At 55.0% G+C, this 15,561-nt stretch carries 16 protein-coding genes and 1 other RNA gene; 5 read left to right on the top strand and 12 right to left on the bottom strand.

The genetic code is table 11. From position 1 onward, the window contains the following. Nucleotides 1–5 precede the first annotated feature (5 nt). The gene (locus tag K8I84_RS03885; RefSeq protein ID WP_223793396.1) at nt 6–554 is read right to left on the bottom strand and encodes an AraC family transcriptional regulator; all 549 of its coding nucleotides are present in this window, start codon (nt 552–554) and stop codon (nt 6–8) included. Between the two features lie 525 nt (nt 555–1,079). Here K8I84_RS03885 and K8I84_RS03880 point away from each other — a divergent pair. After that, nucleotides 1,080–1,676 (top strand): PEP-CTERM sorting domain-containing protein, encoded by a 597-nt coding sequence (locus K8I84_RS03880; RefSeq protein WP_223793395.1) that lies wholly within the window; start codon nt 1,080–1,082, stop codon nt 1,674–1,676. An 83-nt stretch (nt 1,677–1,759) separates the two neighbouring features. Here the strand turns inward: K8I84_RS03880 and K8I84_RS03875 are convergent, their stop codons facing one another. The 11 genes from K8I84_RS03875 to K8I84_RS03825 form a co-directional block, all read right to left on the bottom strand. Next, nucleotides 1,760–2,938, bottom strand: a complete 1,179-nt coding sequence (locus tag K8I84_RS03875) for a vWA domain-containing protein (protein ID WP_223793394.1) — start codon at nt 2,936–2,938, stop codon at nt 1,760–1,762. 22 nt (nt 2,939–2,960) lie between these two features. Continuing rightward, the gene (locus K8I84_RS03870; protein ID WP_223793393.1) at nt 2,961–3,803 is read right to left on the bottom strand and encodes an AAA family ATPase; all 843 of its coding nucleotides are present in this window, start codon (nt 3,801–3,803) and stop codon (nt 2,961–2,963) included. A gap of 244 nt (nt 3,804–4,047) precedes the next feature. After that, complete coding sequence (locus tag K8I84_RS03865; protein WP_223793392.1) at nt 4,048–4,392, bottom strand: hypothetical protein; 345 nt, start codon at nt 4,390–4,392, stop codon at nt 4,048–4,050. After that, complete coding sequence (locus K8I84_RS03860; RefSeq protein WP_223793391.1) at nt 4,392–4,838, bottom strand: YcgN family cysteine cluster protein; 447 nt, start codon at nt 4,836–4,838, stop codon at nt 4,392–4,394. Before K8I84_RS03860 ends, K8I84_RS03865 begins: the two co-directional genes overlap by 1 nt. Further along, nucleotides 4,835–5,128, bottom strand: a complete 294-nt coding sequence (locus K8I84_RS03855; RefSeq protein ID WP_223793390.1) for a YcgL domain-containing protein — start codon at nt 5,126–5,128, stop codon at nt 4,835–4,837. The genes K8I84_RS03860 and K8I84_RS03855 overlap by 4 nt, the downstream gene beginning before the upstream one ends. Continuing rightward, nucleotides 5,125–6,276, bottom strand: a complete 1,152-nt coding sequence (locus tag K8I84_RS03850) for a ribonuclease D (protein WP_223793389.1) — start codon at nt 6,274–6,276, stop codon at nt 5,125–5,127. The genes K8I84_RS03855 and K8I84_RS03850 overlap by 4 nt, the downstream gene beginning before the upstream one ends. Nucleotides 6,277–6,292: 16 nt before the next feature. Next, on the bottom strand, nt 6,293–6,895 hold the full coding sequence (gene recR, locus K8I84_RS03845) for a recombination mediator RecR (RefSeq protein ID WP_223793388.1): 603 nt from the start codon (nt 6,893–6,895) through the stop codon (nt 6,293–6,295). Between the two features lie 37 nt (nt 6,896–6,932). Further along, nucleotides 6,933–7,256, bottom strand: a complete 324-nt coding sequence (locus K8I84_RS03840; protein WP_223793387.1) for a YbaB/EbfC family nucleoid-associated protein — start codon at nt 7,254–7,256, stop codon at nt 6,933–6,935. A gap of 10 nt (nt 7,257–7,266) precedes the next feature. Further along, entirely contained in the window at nt 7,267–9,306 is a 2,040-nt protein-coding gene (gene dnaX / locus K8I84_RS03835) for a DNA polymerase III subunit gamma/tau (protein WP_223793386.1), read from the bottom strand. Nucleotides 9,307–9,485: 179 nt separating this feature from the next. Continuing rightward, an RNA gene (gene ffs, locus K8I84_RS03830) (signal recognition particle sRNA small type) lies at nt 9,486–9,582 on the bottom strand. A gap of 111 nt (nt 9,583–9,693) precedes the next feature. After that, entirely contained in the window at nt 9,694–10,329 is a 636-nt protein-coding gene (locus K8I84_RS03825) for a 2OG-Fe(II) oxygenase (RefSeq protein WP_223793725.1), read from the bottom strand. Between the two features lie 227 nt (nt 10,330–10,556). Between K8I84_RS03825 and K8I84_RS03820 the strand changes: the two genes are divergently transcribed. The 4 genes from K8I84_RS03820 to prsK are packed head-to-tail and all read left to right on the top strand — an operon-like array spanning nt 10,557 to nt 15,450. Further along, on the top strand, nt 10,557–11,477 hold the full coding sequence (locus K8I84_RS03820; protein WP_223793385.1) for a D-hexose-6-phosphate mutarotase: 921 nt from the start codon (nt 10,557–10,559) through the stop codon (nt 11,475–11,477). A gap of 28 nt (nt 11,478–11,505) precedes the next feature. Then, nucleotides 11,506–12,321 (top strand): lysophospholipid acyltransferase family protein, encoded by an 816-nt coding sequence (locus tag K8I84_RS03815; RefSeq protein ID WP_223793384.1) that lies wholly within the window; start codon nt 11,506–11,508, stop codon nt 12,319–12,321. Next, nucleotides 12,321–13,268 (top strand): SDR family oxidoreductase, encoded by a 948-nt coding sequence (locus K8I84_RS03810; protein WP_223793383.1) that lies wholly within the window; start codon nt 12,321–12,323, stop codon nt 13,266–13,268. Before K8I84_RS03815 ends, K8I84_RS03810 begins: the two co-directional genes overlap by 1 nt. 49 nt (nt 13,269–13,317) lie before the next feature. Next, complete coding sequence (gene prsK, locus K8I84_RS03805) at nt 13,318–15,450, top strand: XrtA/PEP-CTERM system histidine kinase PrsK (RefSeq protein ID WP_223793382.1); 2,133 nt, start codon at nt 13,318–13,320, stop codon at nt 15,448–15,450. Nucleotides 15,451–15,561: the final 111 nt, after the last annotated feature.

Here is a 15,561-nt window from a genome sequence, read left to right as displayed (position 1 = left end):
GGCAGTTATTTCCACTCATGAAACACAACACGAGGTTCGAAATCCGGTGCCTGGGCATCCAGGCTCATCTGAATCCGGAAGGGGCCGGGACGTTTGGTGAACCGGTAGACGGACTCCCGCCGGACAAAGTGGTCATTCGCAGCCTGGGCGGACACGACGGTTTTCAATTCATGCTCGCCACTGGAGAGGTTACCGGTGAACAGTTGCTGGACGCCGCCGTTATCGAGGGAGCGCAGTTCACGGGCGCTGTATAGGTGCGAGGCTACTGGCTCGCCATCGAGATAGAGCTCAACGGAGTCTAACTCCAGCGTATCCCCGGCCCCGAGTGTCAAAAAGACTGCCAGTCTGGTGTTGGCGGGATGAAGAATACTTTGCTGCAGGGCAAACACATTGGCGCTGTGCTCATGAACCTGGCTCTTGAGCGCCTCTATCCTGGAGTCCAGTTCCGATGCCCGGCTGAGAGAGGTAACACACGCTGAAACTGCGAATAAAAGGACTACTGCGGTTAGCCTGCGGGTTTTGACGGCTTTCCGATCCTTTTGAGCACCGAACATGTCTCTGTCTACCCCCTGCCTTCCTGGTGAAGGTCTTTATTCTTATGTAACTGTTCGAGAGGGAGCGTAACACTTGGTAAACACCAATAACGGTATCCAGATCACCAAATAAGAATCTCCAGACCCAAAAACGTCAGGAAGTGTCGATCAATTTGACAGGTTTTTCGATAAAGAGACGGAACGGTTCGAGGATCGCCGAGATATGGCGCTTACTTCTCTGATTATAAATATCTTTTTACCAATGGCCTTGTAATTGCTGGATCAGAAACCGCGGGATTACTTTTTCAGGCAATCCCGTTTGAAATGCCGAGCTTTGCCGATGCCCTCAACCGCATCGGCTTTTTTTATCAGGTCAGGCTGTTTGAGACTCTTGAACTAAACCTCCGAGTCTAAAACCAACAAAACGACAGCTAAAGAGCCGACAAACTTTACATGTCTCAAAAACCATCTAATCGATAGAAGACCTTAGCTTTTATATTTCTTCAAAATCTGGTGAGTGGGCCTGATTAATGCTTACGGAGCGGTGTGGCTGTATTCACAAATACACCTAAAGCACAGGACACAACAACAATGAGGGAATTAACGAAAGTATTTGCTGCAATACTGGCATTACTGTTGGCTAACACTGCCTCAGCTCTTCTTGTTTATGATCAAAATAATCCGTATGTCTTCCTGGAAAGTGGAGAATCCAAAACCATTACTCATGATCTGACAGACTATGGTGTACCGGACTCTTATAGGGTGACGTCGGCCAAGCTTGTTTTGGGTTTCTCTGATGGGTACTCGTCGGGCGACTACTACAAGGATTTCGCTGAAATCTCTGGGGATGGACTCAGTGGCATTTGGGAAGTGGATGGAACACACGCATACGGCTTTGACATCCGCTGGCTTGAAGTCGGCTCAGGTGGAATAGATAGCCTGAACACTTCGGGGTTGTTGGCAGTTACTGTGACTGCACTGTCTTCCTATGACGGAAAAGATCTGCTGCACAACGATTTCTGGTGGAAAACCTCGAAGCTTAAAGCGAATATTGAGCCGATACCTGTCCCGGAACCCGCTACTTTAGCGTTACTCGGTTTAGGCATTCTTGGTCTTGGAATTTCAAGACGCATTAGCAAATAAGCAGTATTCTAAACGCCAAAAGCCCTCCGGCCCTCCGGGGGGCTTTTTTACCATCGAGAAGTCGAAGCCTTGCCTCCACCGCTCTATTTACTCAACTGCCTCATTGCCCCTTCCAGGCCCTCGATAGTGAGCGGATACATCTGGTCATTCACTAACTGACGAGTCATTCCCAGGGAGCCACCAGTTCCCCAGTAACTCTCGGGGAGCGGGTTCAGCCAGACCACCTTCCTGAAATGATCGTGCACTCGCTGGAACCAGGTGGCTCCGGACTCTTCATTCCAGTGTTCGATCGAGCCTCCCGGATGGGATATCTCATAGGGCGCCATGGTGGCGTCCCCCACAAAGATCACCTTATAGTCCGGCGAGTACTTGTGGAGGATATCCCAGGTGCTGGTGGCTTCATTCATCCGGCGAATGTTGTTCGTCCAGACGCTCTCGTAGATAAAGTTATGGAAGTAAAAATACTCCATGTGCTTGAACTCGAGACGGGCAGCGGAAAACAGCTCTTCACAAACCCGGATATGCGGATCCATGGAACCGCCGACATCAAAAAAGATCAGCACTTTCACCGCATTGTGCCGCTCCGGAACCATTTTCAGATCCAGATAACCCGCGTTTCGCGCCGTCGAGCGAATGGTATCGTCCATGTCGAGCTGGTCCGCCGCCCCCTGACGAGCGAACTTTCGCAACCGTCGTAACGCCACCTTGACGTTACGAATGCCCAGCGTCAGGCTGTCATCCAGATCCTTGAACGCGCGCTTTTCCCACACTTTCACGGCCCGGCCGTGACGACCGTTCTTCTGGCCGATGCGGAAGCCCTCGGGGTTATAGCCGTTGGCACCAAACGGAGACGTGCCGCCCGTCCCTATCCACTTGTTACCACCGGCGTGGCGTTCATTTTGCTCTTCCATGCGTTTCTTGAAGGTTTCGATCAGTTCCTCAAGCCCGCCCAGAGAATCAATTTTGGCCTTGTCTTCCTCTGACAGGTGCTTTTCAAACTCTGCCCGCAGCCAATCATCGGGGATCAGCTGCTCCATGAGATCGTCGAGATTTTCGATGCCCTCAAAGTAGGCTTTGAACGCCCGATCGAACTTATCGAAGTGGCGCTCATCCTTGACCAGGCAAAGCCGGGAGAGGTAATAAAACTCCTCCATATCGGCAAACGCCAGTCGATTTCGAAGCGCCTCCAGCAGATCTAGGAATTCGCGCAGACTGGCAGGCACCTTTGCCCGCCGGACCTCGAGAAAAAAATCAATCAACATAACGCAAGACTCTTGCTGAGTGTCAGCCGCGGCGACGAGCCATAAATGCCAGTTTCTGCAGCAGGTGTACGTCCTGTTCGTTTTTCACCAAAGCCCCGTAGAGAGGCGGTAGCGCCGTACTTGAGTCCTTTTCCTGCAGCAACTTTGCGGACAACTCGTCGGCCATCAGCAGTTTCAGCCAATCAATGAGTTCGGATGTGGACGGCTTTTTCTTCAGTCCAGGCACCTTCCGAACGTCGAAAAACACTTCCAGAGCATCGCGAACGATTTCCTGCTGCAGCCCCGGGAAATGGACATCGACAATATCCTGCATGGTGTCGTGGTCCGGGAAGCTGATGTAGTGAAAGAAACAGCGACGCAGAAACGCGTCGGGCAGTTCCTTCTCGTTGTTGCTGGTAATCACCACAATCGGACGCTGTCTGGCTTTGACGAATTCCTGGGTTTCGTAAACAAAGAACTCCATCCGATCGAGTTCCAGCAATAGATCGTTAGGGAATTCGATATCGGCCTTATCGATCTCATCGATCAAAAGGACAACTTGCTCATCCGCCTCAAAGGCCTCCCATAGCTTGCCCTTCACGATGTAGTTGCGGATGTCGTTGACTTTTTCGTCACCCAACTGGGAATCCCGCAGCCGTGAAACGGCATCGTATTCGTAAAGCCCCTGCTGCGCCTTGGTTGTGGACTTGATGTGCCAGGGAATCAGCTTCATTCCCAACGCGGCGGCCATTTCCTCCGCCAGCAAGGTTTTCCCGGTTCCAGGCTCGCCCTTGATCAGAAGGGGCCGTTGGAGCGATATGGCTGCGTTCACGGCCATTTGCAGGTCATCGGTGGCAACGTATTTTTCGGTACCGGTAAACTTCATGGGTCAGGTTCCTGTCAGTTACTTTTTTCTGTCTCGGTTGATTCGGAATCTGTGTGGTTGCCTGTTTGATCGGTCGCCACTTCTCGAACGTCGTCAAATTCGATACAAAACAGAACATTAAAGGACAAACACCTTTTTCAGCTCGCTCAGAATCTGTATCAGTATCTACGAGCTTCGCTTGCTAAGGTTCATCCTCGGGTGCAGCGTCTGTTTCGCTGGGGAGACTGACCGTAGCAACCGACAATTAACGGGTGGTCAACCGGTAACGGACGAGATCCAGTATCCAGACCAGTGCCATGATGAGACCGGCAATCGACAGGTTGAACAGAGCCCGCCCGGCTTCGTCACTATTGCCCAGAATCATCTCGTAACCACCGTGCAGCCAGGCGGGAATCCACCAACCGGCCAGTTCCTTGGATTCAACGGGGGTGAGCAACAACGCCACCAGGGTGGCCAGCAGTAACGTCTGCAAACCGTAGAGAGGAAGTATGCGAAACAGTTTTTTCATCATGTAAAAGAAAATGACGAAAGCGACGGCATAGGCCGCCCAAAAAATGCCATAGGCAAGTTGTGCGTCAGTATCGATCATTACAAAACCCAGTGAATTATATGTTCTTCCCAGTCTTCCTCTGGAACCTGGTCGTAGGGTATTACCTTGGAACGAACCGACACGCCCGCCTCGTGAACCGAGTTGGGGTCACCGCTTCTCAGCGGGTGCCAGTCTGCCAGCGGGCGCCCATCAGCCAGGGTCCGGTAGGCACAGGTGTAGGGCAACCAGTGATAATCACCCACGGTTTCCGGTGTTAACACCGTACAACCGGGTTCTTTCTGCAAACGCTGCGAGTATACGGTGCATTGGCACGTCGCTTCATCCATGAACCGGCAAACCAGGTCCGTATGGTAAACATCGCCGGTGTCCTCATCCTCCAGCTTCTGGAGACAGCACTTTCCGCAGCCGTCGCACAGCGACTCCCACTCGGCGGGACTCATCTCGTCGAGACGCTTCCTCTGCCAGAATGGAATCTCCGCAATCATTGCTTGTGGCGCTCCAGTTTCTTCCGGAATTCAACCACGTAGCTATCCTGCTCCTCAGGCATCTGGAGGTAAAATCCTCTGTCTTCAAGCGCTTTCAGCACCTGCTTGCCTGTGGTACGGGCCAGTTTGCGCTCGGGTGTCAGCACCAGATCCATCGAATGGACCGGCTGGCCAAAGATGTCCTTCAAGGCATCCGGCAGCTCTTCCCAGTCCTGCCCGCGTCGGACAAAAATGAAGGTATCGTCTTTTTTGCTGCTTCGAAAAACAGACACAAACACTTTTTCACTCATGATCTAAGTAGTTCCTCAATCTCTGTCCTGACGGGCTCCAGCACTTTCGACCGCCAGCCCTGGAAAAATGCCTGATCCCTGACGGAACGATCCTGAATTACTTTTTCCAGTCGTTTTCTCGGAGCCAGAAGCTCAATGGGGACGCCCGACACCTCGGCAGATTTCCTGAAACGTTTTTTGATTTCCTTTAATACACCCTGCTCATCCCGGGTCAGGGGCGGTGCGATTCGTTTCAACGTTGATGCGTCACCGGATTCCCGGGCCTGATTCACCAGCGACACCAAAAGCTCACCGTATTTGCGTACCACCACCGGTGGCAATCCATCAATACCAGACAACGCCCGAGCTGTGTCCGGCATTCGCTCGGCTATGGCAATTAATATTGGATCGGCCAGCACGCGGTTGCGGGGCCGATCAAGTTTCCGGCACTGCTGTTCCCGCCAGAGAACCAATTCCCTTAGCGCTAATTGTTGCGTGGGTTTCAGAGTCCAGCCCGCACGCAACTTGAGATAATGCTGCTCCGGGTTTTCCTGGCCGCTCTGCTCCTGTGCGAATCGCGCCGATTCCTCGATCATTGCCTGCTCCAGGCCCCGCTCACGCAACCGGGGAATGACCCACCGGTAAAGCGGCTCCAGAAACCGGATATCCTCCACCGCATAGCGCTGCTGGGCCTCTGAGAGAGGACGCTTAAGCCAGTCTGAGCGTGTGGCCGTTTTATCGAGCGTTTCGCCGAATAACTCTTCCACCAGTCTGGCATAGCCCACGGAAAAGCCGGCCCCGGCCAGCGCGGCACCGATCTGGAGGTCAATGACGCCGCGGGGCTCAAGATCCAGCCAGTGGCGAAACAGCTCCAGGTCCTCGCTCATGGCGTAGAGCAGCTTGATCACACCCGGATCACCAAGGACAGACCGGAACCGATCCGACTGCTCGGCGATCCCGGGATCAACGAGGAAAAACTCGCTACCGGCTCCCAGCTGTACAAGGCCCGGGATCGGATGAAACGTGTTCACCCGCTCGAACTCGGTGTCCAATACCAGAGGGAGGCCGGACACCCGATCGAGCCACTGATTCAGCGCTTCCGGAGTTTCTAGCCAAACAATGGTTTCTGGTGCCGGAGGGACTTCAACGGCCGCAGCGGTAGTTGCCATAAAATTTCCTGGAGGGCTATTCGGAGAGTGGTTTGCGGCCCCGGAAGGCATGGGTCAGCGTGAAGCCATCGACGTAACCGAGCTCGCCTCCGACAGGAATACCGTGTGCAAGACGAGTAATCAGAACCTCCCGGCCGTCCAGCCGGTCCGCAATGTAATGGGCCGTGGCTTCGCCTTCAACGGTCGGATTGGTTGCCAGAATCACTTCCGTGATGTCTTCCTGCACGACCCGATCAATCAGGCGCTCCACGCCGATTTCCGCCGGCCCGATTCCGTCGATCGGGGACAAGTGCCCCATCAGTACAAAATACCCACCCCGGTAGTCGCCGGACTGTTCAATAGCCAGCAAATCCGAAGGACTTTCCACCACACAGAGCGTCCCGGTGCGCCGCCCCGGGTTTTCGCAGATGCCACAGGTCTCGGTGTCCGAAAAATTCTGACAGCTGTCGCATCGGCGGACGCCATCCATTGCCTTACCCAGCGCATCTGCGAGACGGACACCGCCGGACCGTCCACGTTCCAGCAAATGGAAGGCCATGCGCTGAGCCGTTTTCTGACCTACGCCGGGCAGACACCGAAGCGATTCGACGAGTTCATCAACCAACGGGCTGAATGCCATGAAGACTCCTCAAATTTCGTATGAACCTGATCCCGGATCAGAACGGCATCTTGAAACCGGGCGGCATCCCCATCCCGGACATCATGCCTGACATTTTTTCTTTCTGGTTGGCCTCAACGCGACGCACCGCATCGTTAACCGCTGCCGCCAGCAGGTCCTCCAGGATTTCCTTGTCTTCGCTGAGCAATGAGGAATCGATATCAACCTTTCGAACATCATGGCGCCCGTTCATGGTGACCTTAACCAGCCCGGCCCCTGCTTCGCCGGTCACTTCCGCCTTGGCGATTTCTTCCTGGGCTTTCTGCATTTCTTCCTGCATCTTCTGGGCTTTCTTCATCAGGTCGCCCATATTATTCATCATCACCTGTCTCCTACTTAATCTGAGTCGGCCGGATAGTGTCTTCGACTACCCGCCCTTCGAATCGTTCAACGATGGCCTGTACCGCCGGATCCTGTCGGATGGCTTGTTCTGCCGCCTGCTGGCGCGCGACCCTCTGTCGCTCCTCAAAGGCAGCCGGCGTGTGGGGCCCCGGTTCACCAACCTCTACGCGCAATTCAATGGCGTCACCGAACCGTTTTCTCAAGCCCGCGAGGATCTTTTCCTCATGCCGTTCGTTCAGAAGGCGGAAGTGTCCCTCGTCGATGGTCAATACGACTGCCTGACCATCCCAGCTCATCGAACACTGACTGCCCAGATTCCCGGGCATACCAACGATTGCCAGCGAACGGAAGTCCCGCTCCCAGACAAACTGCCCTTCTGGTTCTGTGGGCAGCTCAACGTCAGTTGCTTCACTGTGAATCTCGGTGGCCTGTTCCGGGACCGGGTTAGCACCCAGCCCGTCACCCGGTTCCACAGACTCGCTTGCCAGCGCGCTGGTCGGCTGGCTGGTGGATTCCTCTGGATGTGGCGTCACATCATCGAACGAATCGACATCCCCGGCACCCGCCTCCGCCTGCGCATCCAGGCTCGCCAGCCAGGCGTCATCACCGGTATCGTCAGATGCCATTTGCTCTGCCGGAGGGATGGCTTCTCCAGACCCAGCAGCACTGGAATCCGCTGACTCATCGGAAACAGCAGCCTGTTCCGGCCCATCGGCCAAAACCTCTTGCGCAGCCGGCTCGCGGTTAGCTGGCTCTTCGGCTACGTCATTCGCTTGTTCACTTGGCGCTGTTGACTGAGGGGCGGTCTCCGCCTCCACCGATGTTTTTTCCAGACTGGTCTCAGCGGGAGCGGATGCCGCAGTACCCGCAGGTTCGGGCTCTTCCTTGGTCTCCGAGCTGGCGGCCGGGGCGGATGAACTCATTTTGGGAGGTTCGCGCCGTTCAGTGCCTGGGCGGAATGCCAGCATCCGCAACAACGTCATTTCAAAGCCCATTCGGGCATCGGGAGTGATCGACAGGTCTTTCCTGCCCGCCAGCGCCACCTGATAGAAAAGCTGGGCGTCTTCGGCACTCAGTTTCTTGGCCAGCGCCTGAACCTGCCGGGCGTCGCCAAGTGCATTATCGGCGCTACCGGGCACCACCTGTTCCATGGTGACCCGATGGAACAACGCCAAGAGGTCGGCCAGAATCACACCGTAGTCCGGAGCAAAATCCGAAATCCGATTGATTTCCGTGAGCAGCCCCGGCCCATCGCGTTCGACCAGTGTGCTGACCAGGCGCTCGATGTCGCGCTGATCAATGGTTCCCAGCATGTTGCTGACATCACTGGCCGCCAGGTTCTGGTTACCAAAGGCAATGGCCTGGTCGGTCAGGCTCAGTGCATCGCGCATACTGCCATCCGCCGCACGGGCCAGCAGCCAAAGTGCCGGTTCCTCAAACGGAATCTGCTCTTCGGTCAGTACATGCTGGAGATGCCCGGCAATGTGCTCTGGCGTCATGCGTTTCAGATTGAACTGCAGACAGCGGGATAGAATGGTAACCGGAAGCTTTTGGGGATCTGTTGTGGCCAGCAGGAACTTCACGTGTTCAGGTGGCTCCTCCAGCGTCTTCAGGAAGGCGTTGAAAGACTGGTTGGTCAGCATGTGCACCTCGTCAATAAGGTACACCTTATAGCGCCCGCGGGTCGGAGCGTACTGGACGTTGTCCGTCAGTTCCCGCATGTCGTCTACGCCGGTTCGAGATGCCGCATCGATTTCGATCAGATCAACAAACCGACCGTCCTGAATCTCAAGACAGCTGGAACACTCGCCGCAGGGGTTGGCGGTTATACCAGTTTCACAGTTCAGGCACCGCGCCAGCAGCCGGCCGATGGTTGTTTTCCCCACACCGCGGGTACCGGTAAACAGATAGGCATGGTGCAATCTCTGGCTTTCCAATGCGTGAATCAGTGCTTGAAGCACATGTTCTTGGCCCACCATGTCCTGGAAGGTGCGAGGGCGCCATTTTCGGGCAAGTACCTGGTAGCTCATGTTCCGCCAACTGCAGTCAAAAACGGGGCTTAACCATAGCACGGACAGCCTTCGAGAAGAAGCAAGCGCGACGCTGTACCGAGTGTCACGGAAGCACACCTGAACTAACGGACTGAAGCACGCTTAAGCTAGCGGTAAGTTATTGGGAATGAAACAAACGGGAGGATATTTGGGGGTGCCCCCATCAGCGACACTCCGGCACACAATTCCACCGCTGCGGCTGCTCCCTTCCGGGCCTGACCGGGTTCACGGTTTCATGTTGCGGAGGCACCAATGGGGCCACCATAACGGGCTCGGGAAATGTTCCCCGAAAGCGGCGCGCATATTAGCAAATGGCATGGGCGACTACAACGGCATTTATTAACCCGGCACGAAAAGGGCACCCATTCAGAGCGGCAACGGGACTTCGTCCTGCCGGAACCAGCAGGCAAGACTAAACCGCGTTCGGTTCGCTGGCAGTACCTCGTGGGGAATCTCTTCGCTGAGAAAAACCGCCATACGTCCGGCTTCCGGCAGCACCAGGCCGCACATTTCATGTTCGCTGTCACGATTAAAAATGCACAGCTCGCCACCATCCTCCGGCTGCCAATCCTCATTGAGATACAACACCAGACTCACGACACGTGAAGCGCGCCCGCGAAAGCTGTCCAGGTGCTTGCGGTAGAAGTCTCCCGGACGATAGGTCGCGTAATGACACTCAAACCGCTTGAGCCCCAGAAAAAGCCTTTGGTTCAACCCCTCACGGATGCGCTCAAAGTTTTCGAACAAAGCTGCCTGGGGAGACGTAATGCCCTGAAGCCACGCGATCCTGTCCCTCCGGATCGAACGATCCTGTACATGATCCGACCCCCGGCCTACTCCTGCTTTCTTCATGGCATCCGTACTTTCGAGCAGCATCACTTCGGCCGCGAGCGCCTGAAGTAACCGGGGCCCAAGGAACGAGGACGCATCGAAGGTCATCCAGCCATGCTCACTCAGCCCGTCTGCCAAATGGTTCAGACAAGTTTCTCTCGCCTCATCCATCCCCGCAACAAGGTCAGATGCCGAAAGTCCCAAACCCACCGACGAAGCATTCAATGACGATCCGAGGCCAACCGTACGGGCGTCAATTACCTTCACAACGTCCTCAACCATCTGGCACCCCACAAAAAAATTTTCATATTTTAGGCATAGTTCTCGCGGCAGCGGGAGAATTAATTTACTCTCTTTATACGCATGTACGCTTAACCTCCTGCAAACCGATAAGAACCATGTCTGAGAGCAGTAACCGGCCGCCCCTCTCGCTGTCGCCGGGCCAATGGTCCTTCACGAGATGGAACACAATTGGGCAACTGGAAGCCCTGGAGGTTCGCCACCCTCTATTCAGGGCAACACTCTTCCTGCAGGGAGCCCACCTGACTCAGTTCACCCCTCAGGATGATGCGGACTGGCTCTGGCTGAGCAATACTGCACGCTACGAGCCTGGTCGTGCCATTCGGGGCGGCATTCCAGTTTGCTGGCCCTGGTTTGGAGACCCCAAACGCAATGCACCAGAGGTCCGAAAACGCATATTGGCCGACAGCGCTCACGGCTTCGCTCGAACCGCACTCTGGAAGCTCGAAGATGTTCGTGAAAACGCCCATGAGGTAGAGATCAGCCTTTCCCTGGATGCGACGGAAGATTTTGAGCCGTACTGGACGGGTCATGCGGTGGCCCTGATCACCTTCAATTTTTCGGTACGTGGTTGCCAGATCGCGCTGACCACAACCAACCTGGACCTGGAGCCTCTGGCATTCAGCCAGGCCCTGCACAGCTATTTCCCCACCGCCGACATCAACAGAACACGGGTTCTGGGACTGGGCAACAGCAATTACATCGACACGCTTGATCACTGGGAATACCGGAACCAGGAAGGCGCGGTCTATTTCGACGGAGAAACAGATCGAATCTACGAGAGCGGCGAACCACTGACCATCGTGACACCCGGCGGCAGCAGACGGCTGAGAAGCGTCGGCAGCGATTCCACGGTCGTCTGGAACCCCGGCCCGGAGAAAGCAGCCCGGTTATCGGATTTTTCAAACTCGGCATGGAAGAATATGCTTTGCATTGAAACCGCCAATGCCGGCGGTGACTACCGGGTACTGAATGAAGGCCAAAGCCACACCGTGGGTGTACTGATCGGCCGCATGTAACGGATTTTGCAGGTAACAGGGAGTCGGCATGGGCCTGACATCGTTGATCAAATCGAAGCTCGTCTCTCCTGCACTGGAGGAGCACGTCAACCGCATCCAAAAACCAATCGGCAGCCTCGGTTACGATCCCTGGGGCTACAATAACGAGGCCATAAAATACGGCTTTGGCCTGCTCAAACCCATTTACGAACGCTATTTCAGGGTGCAGGCCTACGGAGTAGAGCAGATCCCATCGGAAGGACCTGTTCTGATCATTGCCAATCACAGCGGACAATTACCCATTGATGGTCTTCTGATTGGCTATGCCCTCGCCTCTCGCAAGGAAAATCCTCGCATCCCGCGCGCCATGATCGAACGCTTTTTTCCTACGGTTCCGTGGCTTGGCAATCTTTTGAACGAAGTCGGGGCCGTTCTGGGCGACCCGGTTAACTGCGCGAAAATGCTGGCCAACAACGAAGCCGTGATCGTGTTTCCTGAAGGGATCCGCGGTTCCGGCAAGCTCTACCATGATCGATACGAGCTGAAGCGATTCGGTAATGGTTTCATGCACCTCGCCATGAAATACAAGGCACCGATTGTACCCGTGGGCGTTGTGGGCTGTGAGGAAACCATTCCCGCCATCGCCAACATCAAGCCCCTGGCCAAGGCCCTTGGCGTTCCGTATGTGCCCGTTGCCCTGCCCATGGTTTTGCCCGCCAAGGTGCACCTGAATTTTGGTCCCCCCATGTATTTTGATGACCGGGAGATCCCGGAGGAACAGGTTACTGAGCGGGTTGAAGCGGTGAAAGCAGAGATCAACCGCCTGATCGACAAAGGACTGAGTGAACGGACAAGGCTTTTCTGATGGGAAAACATCGCAGACCCCACATTCTCGTGACTGGCGCCGCAGGCGCACTGGCTCAGCAGGTGATCAGCCGCTTAAAGGAAGACTGCGACCTGGTTGCCATTGATTTCCGCGAACAGGTGTACCTTGGTGATGACATCCCAAGCTACTGCATCGACTTCAACAAGCGCGTTTTCGAAGACCTGTTTCGGCGCTATGAATTCGACGGCGTTATTCACCTCGGACGCATCCAGTCAAGTGAGCTGACCCGGATGCGCCGCTATAATGCAAACGTCCTTGGCACCCAGAAATTGCTGGACCTCAGCCACAAATATGGCGTTCACAGGGTGGTGGTGCTGTCGACATACCACGTGTACGGTGCCGTTGCCTACAACCCTGCCCTGATTGACGAATCAGCCCCCCTGAAAAGCGCGGGGCTGAGTGCAGACCTGATCGACTCCGTAGAACTGGAGAACCTCGCCAACATCTACCTGTGGCGCTATCCGGACCTCAACATCACGATTCTGAGGCCCTGCAACATAGTTGGCCCGGGTGTCCGCAACTCCATCAGCACGCTGCTGGCCGGGCAAAACGCGCCAGTTCTGGCCGGTTTTTCCCCGATGATGCAGTTCATTCACATCGACGACATGGCAGACGCCATCGTAAAAACCTATCAGAAGCCAACCCGAGGGATCTTCAACGTCGCTCCGGAGGATTGGGTGGCCTGTCAGCACGCTCTCAAGCTGGCTGGCTGCCGGCGAATACCTATCCCTTCCGTACCCCCTATTATTCCGACAGTCATTCTCAGGGCCCTGAAACTCAGACGTTTTCCGTCTTATCTGATGGCCTTTTTCAAGTATCCTGTGGTTATCGACGGCAGGGCCTTTGCAAAAGAGTTCAACTTCAAACCGAAGCGACCGCTCAAGGAAATTTTCCGGTTTTACCGGGATAACAAAGAACCCGTATGAGGCTCGCTGCCCGACAGCGCAGTGAGCCCGGTAACGCAGGATGCGATGAATGCTAAGTGATTTTAGCGTGATCAGTTATGCGGCAGCTGCCCTGACCTATGCGTTGTTGATGGGCCTGGTCGCAGTGCGATACCTGCGACGAGGGGTCGACCGCGCGCTTTTTCTTTCAGCTACCGTAACCGCTCTCTGGGCCGGCGTACTGGTTTCCCAGAGCCTGTTCAGCGTTCCGGGTTTCTTCACTCGTTACCTGCTTGAGTTGCTGCGGTATGGCGCATGGATTGGCCTGCTCTTCGCCATGCTCCGCAATGCATCCCGTCATCGCGAATTAACCGGCCAATTCAAACGGATACTCGGCGTGTCCGCCGCCGCTTTATTGTGTCTGCTGTTGGGGCTGGCAATCTTTGAGTTTGCGCTCAACGAATCCTTGCTCACTGGCAAAGCCCGGGTTCTCGGCCAGATCGCCCTGGCTCTGCTCGGGTTATCGCTGGTGGAACAGATCTGGCGAAATTCACCCGGTTTTGGCCGCTCAAGCATCAAATACCTGTGCATTGGCACCGCAACACTCTTCGCCTTTGATTTCTTCATGTATGCCGACGCCCTGCTATTCGGGCAAGTTGACGAATCCTTCTGGAACGCCAGAGGGTTCGTCAACGCATTGCTGGTACCCCTGTTCGCCATCAATGTGATCAACACCCGAAAGCAGCCCGTCGACTTCCAGCTCTCCCGATCTGCTGTTTTTCATGGAAGCACCCTCATCTTCGCCGGCACCTATCTGCTCTGTCTGGCGGTTGGCGGCTATTACGTGCGCATTCTTGGGGGCAATGTTGGCGATGCTTTACAGGTCCTGTTTTTTACCGGTGCACTGGTCTTTCTGGCGACCCTGATTCTCTCAAGACGGATACGCTCAAGGCTCATGGTGGTCATCAGTCGTAACTTCTTTGACTACAAATACGACTATCGGGAGGAGTGGTTAAAGATGACCCGGGAGCTGGCGAACCTGAGCGACGACCCGCCCTTGCCCGAACGAGTCACACGCATTCTTGCAGGTTTGGTGGAAAGTAACTCTGGCGCTATCTGGCTTAAAAATGACCAGGGCACTTTCGTGCTGAAGACATCAGTCAACCAGCCTTCTCCCAGGTACACAATGATTGATGCGGATTCGGATCTCCCCCAGTTCTTCAAACGGCGTGAATGGATCATCGATCTCAACGAGTACCGGGCAGATCCGGTCCGTTATGACCTTATTGAAATTCCCGACGCAATCGCCCAGATGGACGATGCGTGGCTGCTCATACCCATGTTTCTGGGCAACGAACTTTACGGAATAACACTGGTAGGAAGATCTTATGCCAAGGTGGAGCTGAACTGGGAAAACTTTGACCTGGTGAAAGTGGTCGCGCGTCAGACGTGTAACCTGCTGGCACAGGAAGACGCCCAGAACCGATTGTCCCGTGCGATGCAGTTCGAAGCAGTCAGCAAGGCGTCGGCTTTCATGGTTCACGATCTGAAAACGGTCATCGCCCAGCTGTCATTGCTGGTCAAGAACGCGCCGCGACATCGTGATAATCCCGCCTTCATCGACGATATGATCCAAACCACTGATCACGCAGTGAAAAAGATGTCTCGTCTGGTCGATCATATTCGTCGCCCCTCTGAAGATACCAAGGCTGAAACTGAGATCCTCAATCTCACGATCCTCACGAAGGAACTGGTCGAGCATTACGGACACCAGAAACCCGTCCCCCGACTGGAGGGAAGCCAGCCCGACGCCCTCGTCAACGCTAACGAAGAGCAACTTCGGAGCGTGCTGGGACACCTGATCCAAAACGCCAAAGATGCCACGCCGCCCGACGGAGAAGTCACTCTTACCATCAAGATCGCGACCGGAAATGCGGTCCTTTTTATCCAGGACACCGGGTGCGGTATGACTGAACAGTTCATCAACTCTCAGTTATTTAAACCGTTCGACAGCACCAAAGGGCTGACAGGCATGGGGATTGGCGCATTTCAGGCGCGGGAATATATCCAGGGGCTGGGCGGAAGCATTGATGTTACCAGCAAGCCTGGTGTTGGCTCCTGTTTTTCCATCAGGATTCCTCTCGCCGAGGCTCCAGGCCGCGAACCAGCGGAAGGCCCTGACGATAGTTTGGCGACACGACAGGGCGAGCCAAAAGCAAATTGACCGGCTTTTCTGCACAAACGCCGTACAGGAACGTTGCAATGAGACATTGTTCGGTCGAGAATCAATCATGATGGCGGTGTTGGAACAGTGAGTTCCAGAAGAAAAGAAAGC

It is taken from the genome of Marinobacter sp. F4216 (assembly GCF_019931195.1).
Classification (GTDB): Bacteria; Pseudomonadota; Gammaproteobacteria; order Pseudomonadales; family Oleiphilaceae; genus Marinobacter; species Marinobacter suaedae.
This window is presented reverse-complemented; position numbering and strand designations above follow the sequence as displayed.